At 50.9% G+C, this 15,853-nt stretch carries 12 protein-coding genes and 1 pseudogene; 6 read left to right on the top strand and 7 right to left on the bottom strand.

Features of this window, described 5'->3' with window-relative positions; translation table 11 throughout:
- Nucleotides 1–195: 195 nt before the first annotated feature.
- Both CODIS_RS00685 and CODIS_RS00690 read left to right on the top strand, forming a co-directional pair.
- A complete protein-coding gene (locus tag CODIS_RS00685) occupies nucleotides 196–693 on the top strand; it encodes a hypothetical protein (RefSeq protein ID WP_069120381.1) in 498 nt (165 codons plus the stop codon).
- 298 nt (nucleotides 694–991) lie between these two features.
- Nucleotides 992–2,908 (top strand): DNA repair helicase YoaA, encoded by a 1,917-nt coding sequence (locus CODIS_RS00690; protein WP_069120385.1) that lies wholly within the window; start codon nucleotides 992–994, stop codon nucleotides 2,906–2,908.
- Nucleotides 2,909–2,994: 86 nt separating this feature from the next.
- Here CODIS_RS00690 and CODIS_RS00695 read toward each other — a convergent pair whose 3' ends face one another.
- From CODIS_RS00695 to CODIS_RS00705, 3 genes are all read right to left on the bottom strand, one after another.
- Entirely contained in the window at nucleotides 2,995–3,390 is a 396-nt protein-coding gene (locus tag CODIS_RS00695; protein ID WP_069120393.1) for a bacteriohemerythrin, read from the bottom strand.
- A 410-nt stretch (nucleotides 3,391–3,800) separates the two neighbouring features.
- On the bottom strand, nucleotides 3,801–5,219 hold the full coding sequence (locus tag CODIS_RS00700) for a Glu/Leu/Phe/Val family dehydrogenase (RefSeq protein WP_069120403.1): 1,419 nt from the start codon (nucleotides 5,217–5,219) through the stop codon (nucleotides 3,801–3,803).
- Between the two features lie 126 nt (nucleotides 5,220–5,345).
- A complete protein-coding gene (locus CODIS_RS00705; protein ID WP_069120406.1) occupies nucleotides 5,346–6,101 on the bottom strand; it encodes a pteridine reductase in 756 nt (251 codons plus the stop codon).
- A 62-nt stretch (nucleotides 6,102–6,163) separates the two neighbouring features.
- On the opposite strand from CODIS_RS00705, the gene CODIS_RS00710 reads away from it, so the two are divergent.
- Nucleotides 6,164–7,369: a class I SAM-dependent methyltransferase gene (locus CODIS_RS00710; protein WP_069120897.1), complete on the top strand. Its 1,206-nt coding sequence runs from the start codon at nucleotides 6,164–6,166 to the stop codon at nucleotides 7,367–7,369.
- 127 nt (nucleotides 7,370–7,496) lie between these two features.
- Here CODIS_RS00710 and CODIS_RS00715 read toward each other — a convergent pair whose 3' ends face one another.
- A complete protein-coding gene (locus CODIS_RS00715; RefSeq protein ID WP_083220460.1) occupies nucleotides 7,497–8,006 on the bottom strand; it encodes a thioredoxin family protein in 510 nt (169 codons plus the stop codon).
- Nucleotides 8,007–8,045: 39 nt separating this feature from the next.
- Nucleotides 8,046–8,504 (bottom strand): thioredoxin family protein, encoded by a 459-nt coding sequence (locus CODIS_RS00720; protein ID WP_069120410.1) that lies wholly within the window; start codon nucleotides 8,502–8,504, stop codon nucleotides 8,046–8,048.
- Between the two features lie 443 nt (nucleotides 8,505–8,947).
- Here CODIS_RS00720 and CODIS_RS00725 point away from each other — a divergent pair, with 443 nt between their 5' ends.
- Complete coding sequence (locus CODIS_RS00725) at nucleotides 8,948–9,763, top strand: sulfite exporter TauE/SafE family protein (RefSeq protein ID WP_069120414.1); 816 nt, start codon at nucleotides 8,948–8,950, stop codon at nucleotides 9,761–9,763.
- On the opposite strand, the gene CODIS_RS00730 is transcribed toward CODIS_RS00725, so the two are convergent.
- The gene (locus CODIS_RS00730; protein WP_069120420.1) at nucleotides 9,752–10,420 is read right to left on the bottom strand and encodes a hypothetical protein; all 669 of its coding nucleotides are present in this window, start codon (nucleotides 10,418–10,420) and stop codon (nucleotides 9,752–9,754) included. The genes CODIS_RS00725 and CODIS_RS00730 overlap by 12 nt on opposite strands.
- A gap of 252 nt (nucleotides 10,421–10,672) precedes the next feature.
- Between CODIS_RS00730 and CODIS_RS00735 the strand changes: the two are divergent.
- Nucleotides 10,673–11,098, top strand: a pseudogene (locus CODIS_RS00735) (Rsd/AlgQ family anti-sigma factor); the annotation flags it as partial.
- 220 nt (nucleotides 11,099–11,318) lie between these two features.
- On the top strand, nucleotides 11,319–13,679 hold the full coding sequence (locus CODIS_RS00740; protein ID WP_069120430.1) for a hypothetical protein: 2,361 nt from the start codon (nucleotides 11,319–11,321) through the stop codon (nucleotides 13,677–13,679).
- On the opposite strand, the gene CODIS_RS00745 is transcribed toward CODIS_RS00740, so the two are convergent.
- A complete protein-coding gene (locus tag CODIS_RS00745; protein WP_069120434.1) occupies nucleotides 13,668–15,653 on the bottom strand; it encodes a transglycosylase SLT domain-containing protein in 1,986 nt (661 codons plus the stop codon). The two genes, CODIS_RS00740 and CODIS_RS00745, sit on opposite strands and share 12 nt — an antisense overlap.
- Nucleotides 15,654–15,853 lie beyond the last annotated feature (200 nt).

Below are 15,853 nucleotides of genomic sequence, written 5' to 3' on the forward strand. Positions count from 1 at the left end.
GCAGACAGGGTGGGCAAATCGGATATCTTATGCAAAACCAGTCCCCACCCCGATAACATGACGACGCATGTTGGCGAACGGGGGGCAAATAACGAATATCTGTGACTGCAACAGTCACTAAGCGTTTCTTGACAGGCGCCAGATAGGCTACAATCCGAGCAGAATTCCATTCCTGAATAGTGAGGGAGCAGAGGTTTGACCCTGTATGCCGCCGACAAACTGATTGCCCAGGCCCGGGTATTGGCCGCTGAGTATCGTCGCACCATGGGTAAGCCCCTGCCCGGTATCAGTAATGAAATTGCGGAATATGATGCTATCAAACTACTCCAGCTCGAGCCCAAACCAACAGGTGAGGGTGGCTATGATGCGGTAGATTCCAAGCGCGGCGACAAACTGATTCAGATCAAATCAAGAACCATCTTCGATGAAAGCAAATCAGGCCAAAGGATTGGTCAGCTCAAACTCGATAAGGATTGGGACAGTGTTGTGCTGGTACTCATGGATGAGGATTACGAACCCTATGAGATCTATGAAGCAGAGCGGGACGATATTATTGAGTATGTCGGTAAGAGCAGCAGCAACCGGGCTAAACGTGGCGCTATGTCGGTGGCGCGTTTCAAGATCATCGGACGCCTTGCCTGGACCCGGGAAAATGGCTTTGAACCCGAAGTCTGGGATAATCAGGCTGACTAGGGCCTGTTAACACTAATCCAATACGCCCTGCTGGGGCTGTTTTTGTGTCCAGCAAGGCAGAATGAGCGAGGTGTAATTATGCTACATGAGCGAATGATAACGCCGCTGGGCGCAAAAACAGCCCCAGCCCTTCGGGTTGCGCCTGAAAAAGCGCCACTCGGCGTTGCTCGTCGCTCATTTGGAATAACCAAACCTCTCTCCTCGCGCCTTGATTGGCGCTTTTTCAGGCACAACAGGGCGTATTGGATTAGTGTTAACAGGCCCTAGTTAACAGACCCTGGTTCCCTGCAGCAGTTCTATGACGGATATCGCTGAGATTTTCGACCCCGATGGCTGGTTGGCGAAGCGCATCGAGGGTTTTTCCTATCGACCGCAACAACAGGAGATGGCTCAGGCTGTCGGCCGGATTATGGATCAGGGAGGTGTGCTGATCTGTGAAGCTGGGACTGGTACCGGCAAGACATTCGCCTATCTGGTGCCGGCATTGATGTCCGGGCAAAAGGTAATCATCTCAACCGGTACCAAAAACCTCCAGGATCAACTGTACCACCGGGATCTGCCCATGGTGCGGCAAAGCCTGTCGAGTCCGGTTGCAACGGCATTACTGAAGGGTCGAGCCAACTACCTTTGTATCCACCGTCTGGAGAATACCCTACATGAAGAGCTGCATCTCACCAGGGAGCAGGTTGAGCAGTTGCAGTGGATTCGTGAGTGGTCGATCAAAACCAAAAGCGGTGATATAGCCGGGATGACCCGGGTGTCTGAGGATGCGGGAATCTGGCCCTATGTAACTTCAACAACCGAAAACTGCCTGGGGCAAGAGTGCTCAGCCTATAGTACCTGTCATCTCATGGAGGCGAGAAAACGCGCCCAGGAGGCGGATCTGGTGGTTATCAACCACCATCTGTTGTGTGCAGACATGGCGTTGAAGGAGGAGGGGTTTGCGGAACTTCTGCCCAGTGCTGACTGTTTTATCCTCGATGAGGCGCATCAACTGCCCGATATCGCAGGAAATTTCTTCGGCGACAGTGTGAGCGGCCGCCAGTTGCTTGAGCTGGCACGGGATACCGTTGCGGAGTATCACCGTGAGGCAAAGGATACTCCCGAAATACTGGAACATGCAGAACGTCTGCAGCAAGCAACCAGGGATATGCGGTTGGCCTTTGGCCTGGAGCAGAGACGGGGAGCCTGGTCTGAAGTTGCAGCCAATCCATCGGTGAATGCCTATCTTGACGGATTGCTGGATTCCATCGACCAACTGGCGCAATCGCTGCGCACCGTGGAAGGGCGGGGAAAGGGCCTGGAGAGCTGTAGTGAGCGCTGCAGTACGGTACTCCAACGACTGCACGGTCTACGGCAGAATGATGATAGCGAGTCAATCCGTTGGTTTGAGACTCACCGACAGAGCTTTCGTTTGAATCGTACACCGTTGGAGATCGCGGATATATTTCAGGGTGTCATGCAGGAACATCCTGCATCCTGGATATTTACTTCTGCCACGCTGGCGGTAGGTGGCAGTTTCGAGCATTTTTCAAAGCAGCTTGGATTATCTGAAGCCGAAACTCATTGTTGGGACAGTCCTTTCGATTACCCGCATCAAGCGGTCTGGTATGTGCCAAAGAATCTGCCGGAACCCAACAGCCCAGAGTTCAATAGGGCTGTATCCGAACTTTCACTACCTATATTGCAGGCAAGTGGAGGTCGTGCCTTTTTGCTATATACCAGTCACAAGGCACTGCAGGAGGCAGCTGATTATCTAAAAGAGAAGCTAAGCTACCCAATGCTGGTGCAGGGTACGGCACCACGAACCGAGTTGGTTGAACAGTTTCGTAAGCTCGGTAATGCGGTATTACTCGGGACATCCAGCTTCTGGGAGGGTATCGATGTGCGTGGGGAGGCGCTTTCCTGTGTAATCATCGATAAACTGCCATTTGCATCACCCGGCGATCCGGTACTTCAGGCACGCATCGATGCCTTACGCAAGCGTGGTGGAAATCCCTTCATGGCGTATCAATTGCCACAAGCCGCAATTGCCTTGAAACAGGGGGCAGGACGCTTGATTCGTGACGAGAAAGACCGGGGTGTTTTGGTGCTCTGCGATCCCAGGCTGTTGAGCAAACCCTACGGAAAGATATTTATTCGCAGCTTGCCGCCGATGACCAAAACACAGGATTTTACAGTATTGGAGCGGTTCTTCTCACTGCCGGAAGGATGAAAAAAGGCGGGACCGGCGTGTCGGGGGCACTCGCAGGTCCCGCGAGGATGAAGCCAAACCTGGCTTTTCATCAAAACTTGTAGTCTTCAATTACTCAATGCAGGACCGTACGGTTTATCAATGATCGGGATATGGTGATCGAGCCATTCTTTTATGTAGGTTAATGTGCCTTCCTCGATCTCCATTTCACCGGCATGAAACTTATCCTGGATATCGGTACATATCTTGATCAGTAGATCATGCTCTTGACGATGATGGTCCAATCCGCTGTAACCACGCTCCTCCATTAAACGTTCTTCGGTCTCAAAATGCCTGACGACAAAATCAATCAAGTTGTCCAAGCGATTGCCGATATCGATTTGGTCTCTACTGGTGACAGCATCATGAAGTGCATTGACACGGTCGAACAGCTCTTTATGCTGACTATCACAGAGGTCGACACTTGTACCGTGCTTCTCCTCTACCCATTGCATTAGTGACATACATGAACTCCTGTTTCTGTTTGGATGTATACCTGATCTTTTATATTCAGCTGGCGTGAAATCATGAGCATTATGGTGTTGTTCAGGTATTCAACCTGATTAAAGGCTATCCATTCCTTACATAGGCTTGTCGTGAGAATAAGCTGTGCTTGAAATCACTGGAATGGCGAAAGGTTGAAGGGCGCCATGTCAGGTGTAGGATATTTTCGGCAGTTAATATGATTGTGCCGAGATATTGGATCAGGCTGTTACTATTACCCATGTACGATCACTCCTCCCTGTGCGCGATACCTTTGTGTGTATCGTCTGTGTCCCTTCAATCGTCAATCCGTACGATAACCCGCCGAGTAGCTATACGAATTAAATTCTTATACAAATACCTCAAAATGTAAAGTGTTTTTGTATTGTTCTTAAACGCCAATATCAATATAGGAGCGCGCCAGTTTTTGCAGGGCGATAACATAGGCGGCGGTTCGGTAATCTTCGAGCTCGGGTTTGCGACTGCGTATGTCGATAATCTCCTGCAGCGCCAGTCGCATGCTGTCATCGAGCCCGGATCGTACCAAGTCAAGCTCGTCTGCGCCCCGGGACAGGCTGCCCTTAATCCACTCGGGGACCTGTTTTCCCGTCGTTTGTTCCAGCGCGGCAACCACATGTCTGCCGCGTGACTCATCCAGACGACGTTCGATACGACCAAATCGCATATGGCTGAGGTTACGAATCCACTCGAAATAGGAGACCACTACACCACCGGCATTGACATAGGCATCCGGCAGAATGGTGATGCCTCGACTGCGCAGGATGCGGTCGGCCTCGAAGGTGACCGGGCCGTTGGCTGCTTCGGCAATCAGCTTGGCGCGGATATTAGGTGCGTTGTCTTCATTGATCGCGCCCTCGATCGCGGCGGGTATCAGGATGTCGCACTCGGTTTCCAGAAGTTTCTCGCCTTCCACAACGAACTCGCCGCCGGCAAATCCCTTCAGCCCTCCATGGGAGCAGCGGTGGTAATACGCCTCTTCCACATGGATTCCATCGGGATTGAAAATCCCTCCGTCCCGGACAATGATGCCGACTATCTTGGCGCCGTCCTCCTCGGATAGAAACTTGGCGGCGTGATAGCCCACATTACCCAGTCCCTGGATGATGATGCGCTTACCCTCCAATCCACCGTCTATACCGGCGGCATTAAGCTCCTCCTTGTGCCTGAAAAACTCCTGCAGTGCATATTGTACTCCGCGTCCGGTGGCCTCGGTTCGACCGTTGACGCCACCATGTGCTACCGGTTTGCCGGTGACACAGGCAAGGGCGTTGATCTCTTCGGGATAGAGGTGTTTGTAGGTGTCGGCTATCCAGGCCATTTCGCGTTGACCGGTCCCCATATCCGGTGCAGGCACATTGGTTGCCGGGTTGAGAAAGCCCGGTGCCGCCAGTTCTCGCGCAAAGCGGCGTGTAATCTGCTTCAATTCATCCCTGGAGTAGTTATTCGGATTGATACACAGCCCACCTTTCGAGCCGCCGAATGGGACGTCAACGATGGCGCATTTATAAGTCATCAGTGCCGCAAGCGCCTCGACCTCCTGTTGATCCACGTTTTCCGCATAGCGTAATCCGCCCTTGGCGGGCAGGCGGTGGATACTGTGTACCGCTCGCCAGCCGGTGAAAAGCTCAACCTTGCCTCTTATGTCTACAGGGAAACTAACCTGTAAAACCGAAGTACATGATTTGATGGCATTGGCGATACCGGGATCCAGCTCCATAAAAGCCAGTGCACGATCGACCATATGGTCGACGCTTTGTCTGAATGTCAGGCCGGATGATACTTCCGTCATAGTCAATAGCTCGTGGTTAAAGAAGTGTTTCCGATGTTTGATTGTTGATGTTACAACGCATGCCGTCATACTGTTGCGGCACCTTCAGAGTAGTTGATGTATGTCCCATAGTACTATTGGTCCGCCTTACTGCTGTAATGTTCTGCCGCCATCGACGGCGATTATCTGGCCGGTAATATATGTGGCGTCACGATAGAGGAACAGCAGTGTGCGGGCTATATCTTCCGGTGTTCCCGCCCGTTTCAATGCGGTGCGCTCGAGAATAGCCGTGCGTTCCCGGTCGGTCAGGCCCTGTTCCGGCCAGAGAATGGCTCCTGGTGCAACGCCATTGACGCGGATTGCAGGACCCAACTCCCGTGCCAGGGATTTTACCAGCATGGCGTTACCTGCTTTTGCGATCGAGTAGATGGGGTGGTTCTTAAGCGGTCGCCTGGCATGGATGTCCACAAGATTGATGATACAGCCTTCACTTCGATTGAGCAGCGGAGCCGCCGCTTGTGAAAGAAAAAAGGGCGCCTTGAGGTTACTGCCGATGAGGTCGTCCCAATCGCTGACAGTCGCTTCCTGGAGCGGGGTCGGATAGAAACTTGAGGCATTATTCACCAGCAGGTCAAGCCGCTGACACAGCGTCTCGGCCTGATTGACGAGAAAGTCGTAACTTTCAGCTTGGTGCAGATCGGCCTGCAACAGCCACACAGATTGGGCGCGTTTCTCCTCCAGTTCGTGCTTTACCTGCTCTGCCGCCTCCTTGGAATGGCGATAGTGGAGTAGAATATTCATCCCTTCAGCGTGTAACTGATGGGCGATAGCGGCACCTATCCTATGTGCGGCGCCGGTGATCAGCGCACATTTTCCAGTCAGACCATTCCGGTTTTGCGTCATTGAGGAACTCCGTGGTTGAATGTCGCGTCTACTCTAACGGATTCATCAAGGTTTCAAAATATATGCCCGACTGTCTCAGCGATAAATCAGCGCCATCCGGAAGAACAGTGCCGTTGCCTGATGCCACCTCCCAAGCTGTCAGCGAAAGACTGATGCGACAGATAAAGCGCGCAATTGAGAACGGGAACGGTGCCATTCCTTTCGATCGATTTATGGAGATGGCGCTGTATGCGCCGGGGCTGGGTTACTATGTGGCCGGTAGCCGTAAATTCGGTGAACAGGGCGATTTTATCACCGCACCGGAGGTCTCACCCCTTTTCGCACAATGCCTTGCCCGTCAGATAGAGCCGGTATTGGCGGAAATTGAGTCAGGCGATGTATTGGAGTTCGGTGCCGGTTCCGGGGTGCTTGCAGCCGATCTGTTGGCGGAGCTGGAACAGCTGGGCAGACTTCCGCACCGCTATCAGATTCTGGAGCTCAGCCCTGAACTCAAGGCGCGGCAACATGAGACGCTTGAGGCGCGTGTTCCCCATCTTCTCCATCGGGTGAATTGGTTGGACACGATGCCGAACGGTATTCAGGGTGTTGTAATCGCCAATGAGCTGTTGGATGCGATGCCGGCATGTCGGTTTCGGATCAATGACGGTGCAGTCGAAGAGTGTTTCGTGATATGTGATGAGGATCAATTGCGGGAACATTTTGATTCTCCCACCACCCCCGGCCTTGAGTCTGCGGTCAAAGAAATCTATCAAACCTGCGGTGATCTGCCCTCCGGTTATATTTCGGAAATCAATCTTCGTCAAACCGCTTGGGTATCGGCCTTGGCCATGGCAATGGATCTTGGTGTGGCGATCCTGATCGACTATGGGTACAGCCGGGCGGAGTACTATCACCCGCATCGTAACCAGGGTACCTTGATGTGCCACTATCGTCATCGCGCCCATAGCGATCCATTTCGCTGGATTGGTTTGCAGGACATTACCAGTCAGGTCGATTTCACTGCACTCGCGAGGGATGCGGTCGAGGCGGGATTCAGATTGGGTGGTTATACAACCCAGGCCCATTTCCTCATTGCCAATGGTCTCGATAGTCTGTTGGCGGAGTCCGATCCAAACGACTTGAGTCGGCATATATCCTTGGTGCAGGGGGTCAAACGTCTGACCCTGCCCACGGAAATGGGAGAGCGTTTCAAGGTTCTGGGGCTGCTGAAGGGGTTGGATATCAATCTGCAGGGTTTCAGTCTTCGGGATTTCTGTGAACGTCTCTGATACAACCGTGTCGGTTGCCAAGCCACCAGGCGCCGTCAACCTGATGCATGATCACAATCCGGATTATCCGCTACCTGGGAACTTGCAGCACTATCTTGAAAAGTGACTTTATCTGCGCAAGAGCAGGTCAATCCCCTGCCGATAGGATTTTAGCAGTGGCCTGGTCGATCGCGGCCTCGATGTAGAGAAACAAAAAGTCCACGGTATTGATACCTATAATACGCTGAGCAGCCTCTCTGCCTTCGGCATCGAGAAACAGCAGTGTGGGTGTTACCGAAACATTGTATTGAGTGATGAAATCATCAGCTGCCTGCCGCTCACCCTGCAGGGTGGTGACCATTTCACCGGGATCGATGGAGAGTTCTCGTATCAGTACCCGATGCCGATACGCTTGGTCCAGTTGCAGGGGTTGCAGCACCTCTTCTTTCATCCGGTCGCAATAGCCGCAATGGTACTGAGAGACCATTAACAGGATGGGGATCCGGTTTTGTTTGGACGTCCTGCTCAGCTGCTGTATATCCTCGAGAGGGGGCAGTTTGCCAACATCGGCGGCGACGTATGAGCCGCTCAAGAGGTAGAGAACGAAAATGTGAGCAAGTTGTTTCAGGTTGTCGGCCTGAGGTTGAAGCGAAAGCATGCTTCTGGCTCCCGGGAATGGAGCAAATCCTTTGGCTCTTTATTCAAGGGCCTGGAAAGAGGCGAACAGGGATGTTCGCAGCAACTCCAGGTATTCGTCCTGGGAATTATACCCCACGATCGGATCTACCAGGGGATTTCCATCTGGATCGAGTATCATCAGCGTTGGAACCGCATAGATATTATAGCGGCTCTTAAACTGCCGGCTGCGGATCGGGTCACCGTTGAAATCGATGATCTTGCCGTTCGAATAGATATCAAATTCGCGGATCAGGGGCAATTTGTGGTCTGTTTCGTGGGCTAATGGTTCAATGACTTCATCTCTCAGCCGCTGACAGTAGCCGCAGGTGTCGGCGTTGAAGACAACGAGAATGGGTAAATGTGTCTTGCGAGCGATGTTGGAGAGATCGGACCAGTCATCGGTTGTCAATGCGGGATCGGCAGAGCTGGCGCCGGAAAAGAGTAGAAGTGCTACAAAAAGGTACTGCTTGATCATCATTAATTACTGCTTACCAGATGATAAGTAGTAGTATATCAAAATTCTCTAATATAGCAACAAATTCCCAGGCTAAAATCTGTTAATTATTCTAAATTTCTACCATTTTTGTGAGGTTGATCTCAGATATAGTGGAGCCTCTCGACCTGTATCATCAAACTATCGTGGCATCATCAAGGGTATCTGATAATCCCTTTTTATATCAGTAACCTAAAAGTGTTTTAAAGTGTGATCTAAAGACCTGGAAAGCGATCTGTTTAGAACAGGATCCTTGTACAGGCCTCACACAGGCAGTGATCCAGAGATGGCTGAGCCCAGTCACCATTCCATCCAGGGGGGGCAGGTGAATAGTTGTTGAGTACAGATATCATCGGTTTCTCGGCATCATAGTGTAAACTCGCAAACCTGATGCTTACCTTCTGCAGGAGAGACTGAAATATTTCCCGATGAATGCTTTGATCTTCTCCATCGGTCTTGAATCGCTCTTGTTGTTTTTACTGTTGGGGTCCCTAGTCGGTCTTGTGGCCGGCCTTTTTGGTATCGGTGGGGGGCTGGTGATTGTTCCTGCACTGATTTGGGGATTGCCATTGCTTGATGTGGCTCCTCAGCATGTCACTCATATTGCAGTGGGAACCTCCTTGGTAACTATCGTGGTTACCTCGCTCTCTTCTACCTATGCCCACCACAAACGTCGCGGTGTAAATTGGCGTGATTTCTGGATTCTGGCTCCGGGTTTGCTAATCGGTGCTTGGCTCGGCAGTGTCGTTGCCAGCTTGTTGAATGGTGATGTACTGCGAACTGTCTTTGGTATATTTGCCGTTTTTGTCGGTCTGCGAATGATTCGCACGGGCAAGGCTCGAAGTAAAACACGACAAGTGCCCCCCTTGAGTATGGTGTCTGTAGCCACGCTAATTGGTGGCATATCCGCCATTGTGGGGATTGGTGGCGGCTCTATGACTGTGCCTTTCCTGCATGCCACCGGTGTCGAGATGAAAAGGGCGGTTGCCACATCCAGTGCTTGCGGTCTTCCGATTGCATTGTCGGGGGCTGCCAGCTTCATTGTCGTTGGTTGGGGATTAGAGGGTTTGCCGCTCTATAGCAGTGGGTACATCTATTGGCCGGTGGCGCTTATTATCATCGTCACCAGTACTCTTTTCGCGCCTGCAGGAGCGGCGTTGGCTCATCGATTGCCGGAGCGGCGGTTGAAAAGCGTCTTCGCGCTATTTCTCATTTTGGTAGGGGTGAAACTGCTATTTGGGTGATTTGATGCCTTCAATCAAGATGTATGGCGGTATCGGGATCGGCAGTTGCTTGAAATAGAGGAAGTCGCCCGATTCGCCGCGCATTATCATCCGACCGTTGTCGAGCGCATAATCATATTCCTGGACCAGCTCCGTTTCCGGATCGAGCATGAGCAGCTTGTTTCCCACAATACGATAGCGGCCATCACGATAGACTTCCGCATTGGCGTAGATCCGAAAATGGCCATACATAACCAAGACGATTTCACCGCCCCGGCCTATCCAGATGCCATCCAAAATCGATTTTCTGGTCATTGGGGATTTAGGTCGTGGAGCAAGGCGCCGCATCGGGTGTCCGTCAAATCCCGGTGCCGAGTAGGTGTATGGGCCGAGACCCGGTGCCGGCGCTGAATAGCCTGGATAATAGCCCCTTCCAGGTTTATCCCAGGGTGATCCGCCCCAACCGTACCAGTCGGGGGACGAACTTATATCGAAATCCCAATCAGTGTCTCCTTTGAACCTGTGTGCAAGTTCGCCCATAGTGTCCATCATGGCAATCATTGCCTTGCTCATGATATTGGCTGGCGATGTCGCTGCCTGACTATCCGGAAGGTTCATAAAAAGCAGCGGTATCAGCCAAATCCATGAATGGATGGTAGTGCGTCTAAATCGATGCATGATGAGAAATTTCCGATACGTGCCAGTCTGCTGGGGCCATAGTGAATGGTAATAATAGCCGAATAAGGCTACCAGTTTCGACACTTGTCGAATTTATTTCTGCGCCAGTTAGCTTCCCAATGACATTTGCTTCACGGGATTATAGAATTCATCTGGCAATGTCCTGATCGTCGTATCGATCGATAATTAGAACTATGGTTTGTGGGAGGATCCTGATGAGTTCTCAAGAAGGGAGCGTCGAGGAGCGTCGAGGAGCGTAGAACGGTCACGCAAGACCTGATTGATAAGCTGCTGGCAGAGCGTCAAGAGATGCTGGTTCGGTTTTGTGAGGTTGCAGGGCTTGAACCCTACCATCGTTCGACATCACTTGACCAACTGCTTCAGTCATTTTGCCAGGTACTCGTCGATTACACCGCCTTTGGCCATTTCGAGGTCTTCGGGCGAATCAGCAATGGCAGTGAGCGCCGTAGCGGTGTCATTAGGGTGGCGGAGAAAATCTATCCTGAATTCGTCAAAGCGAGCGAAGTGGCAGTCAATTTTAACGACAAATATGATATCTCCGATCATCAGTTGGAGCTGGATCACTTGTCGGATGACCTTTCTCAACTGGGAGAGGAGCTGGCCGTACGTATTGAGTTGGAAGATCAATTGCTTTCCGCCATGCTCGACAGGAAATGATGTATTTTTCCAATTCAGGCAAAATTTCTTCAAAACAGATCACAATTTTTGATCTTTGAGATCGGGGTCTACCCAGAAAAGTTTTACTGTGTCTGATCATGATCTAGACTCAGATAGTGTAACGCACTGAGTTACAAAAGACTTTTTACTTTTATATCGGCAACACAGCCAGCATGTTACGGTTGCCTGGAAAAGGCGATAATGCCGATGGTCATTTTTTATGGTTACAAAGGTCAGTAGGCTATTGCATATTCAACCGGATGTTGGAGACTTTGTAGCACCGCTTCGGAGCAGTGCCATCCCGCATTGTCAGCTGGATTTTTTCCAGATAGGTGTTGATAACCATCATATCGATGTCGCGCTAAGCTATCAGTTTCGCTCAACTCTCGCCAATTTCGTCAAAAAGATTGTTTATGAAGAGCTTACCAAACATGGCTGGGTAAAAATGGATGCTCCGCCCAGCGGAAACGATGTTGAGAACTTTAAGTCAGTCTACCGGAGTATGATGCAGGGTGCGCTGGAGCAGGTTCACAGGGATGCGGCGGTGAAGGATCTTTTGCAATTGCTGCACCTGGTCCTGCTGAAACTGCTGTTGGAATCGCCTGTTGCAACGGTTGCAGAGTTACGTAACAAGCTGGATCAGGATGGTAATTTGCCGGAGGGTACCAGCAGTGGACACGCACTGGAGTTGCATGAACGGATTGTAACTCTGGCACGGCTGGAGCCGGGCATCCGTTATCTCACCCTGCGCAGACTCTTCAAGATCGTCCAGCGTCTTGAATCCAAGGAGCTGCGTAAATTGAGAAAGTCCGTGGTGGGGACCTCGTGGACTCTCTCCAAGCAGCTCCTATTCAATCCCTTGCTGCATCTGCCAAACCTTTCCAGTGAAGAATACATCATGAATCACTATCCCTTGCTGTGTGTGGATCGGGATCATGAGAATTACTTTGATATCACCAATAGAATCATTACCAGTACCTATCAGGACTACCTGCCAAGTTGGGCGCAAGCACCGGATAGGGATGGTATCGAGAGCAATGGTGTGAGTGAAGGACAGGCTTTCCAGATACGTAACCGGGAATTGCGTAGCGGGTTTTCGGAGTTTCTTGATGGACAGAGGATGTTGGAAAGAAACCTTTCTGAAGCAGAGTTCAAACAGATCGATGTCTCCTGGTTGGACGTACCTAGAAATATTGACCTCTTGTTACAGCATTCTTCTGGTGAGAGCGGTGGGTGGTTCTCACGTTCAAAAAAAGGCAGTAAAAGGTCGATTTGGGAGAATTCTGAGTGTGAAAACCTACGTGAAGAGCTTCAGTCGCAACTGTTGAAAAGGATAGATAGAGCTGGATTGGTGCCACGTGCCATCGCCGCATATCGTACGCCAAGGCTTTATCGACAGTTAAATGGACAGGTATCGGTAAAGGATATCTACCGCTTTCTTGCGGGTGATTTGCCACGCCGGGCATTGGTGAAACGACTGGTTAATACACCGGACAAGGGTAGTGAGGTACTCAAGGCGCTGGATGTTGTATCGGGTTACATTCGTCGCATGCCGGCCAATAAAAAAAAGGATTATGTCATTCGCTATGTGAAGGATTTCATAACATTTCGCCGTGATCTCAAGCTGGCCTATTACACCTACCAGCAGATGAGTCGTTTGCGTGTATTGCAGGATGGTGAGAGCATCAAGCTATCCCGTGACAATGGCAGTCTTTACGAATTTCGTCTTGGCAAGGACCCTGACAGCCAACAGCAGATAAAGGCGCATGTCATATTGAAGGCTGATATCAGAGGTTCAACTGAAATCACTCGTCAACTGATAGAGAAAAAACTCAATCCCGCAACCCATTTCAGCATGAACTTTTTTGGACCGATCACAAAGTTGCTGGAACGTTTTGGTGCGCAAAAGGTGTTTGTGGAGGGAGACGCATTGATCCTGGCCGTCATGGAGGCTCAAAACAGTCAGAACAAGGCACACAACTTACCCAAACTGGAGTTGGGGCTCGGCATAGCCTTCAGTAATGATGCCCCTGCCTATCTCTATGACGAGCAACAGAAGATCATGATTTCTCCTGCTATCAATGAGGCGGACAGACTCTCCTCATGTTCTGCAGAATTACGCCATGATAAGAGTTGGCGAAGAAGTAAGCGTCATCGGGTAGAGGTGTTCCAGGAGATTAGCCAGGATAACAAGGCAAATGCTCCCAATCGTCTTCGCTTTAATATCAATGGAATCGAATTGACCGAAGCCGCATTTGTAAAACTCAAATCCGAAATGGTACTACACAAGATGAAGATTCACAGCCGTTCAGGTGGATCCCACTACTACCATGTCGGACGCTTTGTGGACATGCGGGGAAGCTCTCATTGGTTGGTGATCCGGCAGGGTGCGATAAAAGTCTGGGATGCCGGAAAGATTGAGGATAATGGAGATATCTTGGACAGCTACTTCTATGAGATCATAACCGATACGAATCTGATCGGGCGGGTTAAGGATAAACTGCATTCACGAAGCTCTCGTAACAGGCAATCCGACGATACACAAGGGGAAACTCCGCTTTCACTGGAGTCAGACATCTGATGCGGACCTGCCTCTATCGGCTTCCGTTTTCGGAGCCTTGATAGGTCTCAGCCATTCGAGCGGAAGGGTTTTCGGCAAATTACCCAAGCGGTAGCTATAGATCACCGTATAGGCGAAAACACGCTTGAGGTACTCCCTGGTCTCTTTGAAGGGTACGGTCTCTATCCAGATATCACTTGCCTGCGACTGCTCGGGCAGCCAGCTGAGTACTCGATGAGGACCTGCATTATAGGCCGCTGTGGCGAGTACAGGACTCTCTTGTAGTTGGCGGTAGACCTTGTTGAGATAGCCTGCGCCCAGTTTGATATTGACTTCCGGCTGGTAGAGATCTTCGAGCCTGACCGGTGACTGTTTCAGCTCTTTGGCAACCTGTTTTGCTGTTTTAGGCATCAATTGCATCAGTCCACGTGCGCCTGCTGTTGATCTTGCATCACTTATGAAAGCGCTCTCCTGGCGCAGAATGGCGTAGATCCAGGCAGTGTCGATACCGTGATCCCTGGCCTGATCGGCAATTGCCTGCCTGTGGGCCAGTGGGAATCTCAGCTCAAGGTCGTTCCAATGGCGCAAGCGGGCGAGGGTCAGGATAGTTTGAGAGGGCCATTCCCAGTGTTGTGCCAGTCGGGCGGCGGCTTTCAATTCATCCTGATTTGCATCCTTAAGCGCGAGATTCCACTCCTGACGGGCCAAAAACGGGCGATCCAACCGTATCAATTCACGGGCTCGTATGAGTCCGGGACGCTTCGCCAATGTCTCGACAAGTTGCCGGTCAGCCTGTAGCGCCATATGATCGAGGTTAGGTTCATCTCCAAGACGTTGCGCAGCAAGGAAGCCGTAATAACTGCGCTCCGTTGCGAGGCTCTGCAGGAGCGTTTTACCCTCTTGCTTTCGGCCAAGTTCTATCAACGCCCTGGAGTGCCAATAGCGCCATTGCTCCTGCTGACGTTCCTTCGGGGATAGTGTGTCAATCGTTTGCAATACCCATTGCCAGTCATTCTCCTGGAGCGCAGCCTGAAGTAGTTTCTCTGAGAGTGTACTATCGAGTTGCAGGTGGCTCGGGAGCAGTGAAATAAGCTGTTGGTTGATCTGTTTGTTGGGTTCTCGTGCCAGTCGACTTGCCAAGGCATATACGATTTTACGTTGCTGGTAGTCGGAGAAAATGGCTTGATTGTGGAACTTTTTCCAGGCGATGTAGGCAGCGTCAAGATCCCGCCAAGCTAACCTGCGAATAGCCTGAGTAACCATTTCATCCCGCATTGCATGGGTGTTTTTCAGCAGGGTCACAACCTGCTCCGGATGACGGTAGATCTTCAGCCAGCGATCGACCATACTTTTTTCTGCGGGTGGAAGATAGCGTTTGAGATATCGTGCAAGGCGAGTGCGTCCCACTGACATGGCCAGATTGATTCGCTGCCAAACCAGTGATGTTGTGAGATTGCCCGTTGCTATCCAGGCCTTGAAGACAGGGTCGCATGCCTTGGGTTGTGAGCGTCCACTCAACCAAATCGGTTCAACAGAATTGAATGCCTCGTGCGCTTTACCGGTTTCAATCATTGCCTGAAGGGGGTTGCACTGCTGTCCAACAGCTCCACCCTGGTAAGAAAACTGGAGATAACTGACCCACAACTTCTCTTTTGCAAGCAGAGCCAGCCAATGACTTCTCAGTTTCTTTGCAAGCGGCGTTCCTTCCAGCCATTTAAGTCGGTTTGTAACACTCTCAATCGACTGTTGCTCGAGTGTTTCCAGCGTTTCCTGATAGTCGAGATAGGGTAGTAGCGGATAGTCGAGTAGCTTGTTTCTGAGTTGTTGATAGGTTGTTGTTTCCCGATTTCTCAGCGCCTCTTCTGCGGCGACAAAAATAGCTCTTTGCTGGAGCAGAAGGGATTCATCCTGCTGTATAGCGGCTATGCCGGCCAGCGAGTTGCCGCCAAACCAGCATAGCGGGATCAGGAGTAAAACATGAGTAAGGGCGCGCATCTTTATTGGAGATATATGATTCGGTAGTAATAATGTGTTAACCAATACATAGGTGTTTGATTCAATCCCGGGCCATGTTCATACTGATCCGATCGGCTCCGCTGGGACCATTTTTTCTCCAGCAAGGCAAATAAGCAATGTACAGTCAAACCTACACTAGCTCCATACATCTGGATTGTTCTTGAACGTAACGCCACTCC

The organism is Candidatus Thiodiazotropha endolucinida (genome assembly GCF_001715975.1).
Classification (GTDB): Bacteria; Pseudomonadota; Gammaproteobacteria; order Chromatiales; family Chromatiaceae; genus Thiodiazotropha; species Thiodiazotropha endolucinida.

Excerpts from the sequence above, each read along its gene's own strand:
- CODIS_RS00690 (WP_069120385.1), top strand. The coding sequence starts at position 992 with ATGACGGATATCGCTGAGATTTTCGACCCCGATGGCTGGTTGGCGAAG.
- CODIS_RS00695 (WP_069120393.1), bottom strand. The coding sequence starts at position 3,390 with ATGTCACTAATGCAATGGGTAGAGGAGAAGCACGGTACAAGTGTCGAC.
- CODIS_RS00700 (WP_069120403.1), bottom strand. The coding sequence starts at position 5,219 with ATGACGGAAGTATCATCCGGCCTGACATTCAGACAAAGCGTCGACCAT.
- CODIS_RS00705 (WP_069120406.1), bottom strand. The coding sequence starts at position 6,101 with ATGACGCAAAACCGGAATGGTCTGACTGGAAAATGTGCGCTGATCACC.
- CODIS_RS00710 (WP_069120897.1), top strand. The coding sequence starts at position 6,164 with ATGCCCGACTGTCTCAGCGATAAATCAGCGCCATCCGGAAGAACAGTG.
- CODIS_RS00715 (WP_083220460.1), bottom strand. The coding sequence starts at position 8,006 with ATGCTTTCGCTTCAACCTCAGGCCGACAACCTGAAACAACTTGCTCAC.
- CODIS_RS00720 (WP_069120410.1), bottom strand. The coding sequence starts at position 8,504 with ATGATGATCAAGCAGTACCTTTTTGTAGCACTTCTACTCTTTTCCGGC.
- CODIS_RS00725 (WP_069120414.1), top strand. The coding sequence starts at position 8,948 with ATGAATGCTTTGATCTTCTCCATCGGTCTTGAATCGCTCTTGTTGTTT.
- CODIS_RS00730 (WP_069120420.1), bottom strand. The coding sequence starts at position 10,420 with ATGCATCGATTTAGACGCACTACCATCCATTCATGGATTTGGCTGATA.
- CODIS_RS00740 (WP_069120430.1), top strand. The coding sequence starts at position 11,319 with ATGGTTACAAAGGTCAGTAGGCTATTGCATATTCAACCGGATGTTGGA.
- CODIS_RS00745 (WP_069120434.1), bottom strand. The coding sequence starts at position 15,653 with ATGCGCGCCCTTACTCATGTTTTACTCCTGATCCCGCTATGCTGGTTT.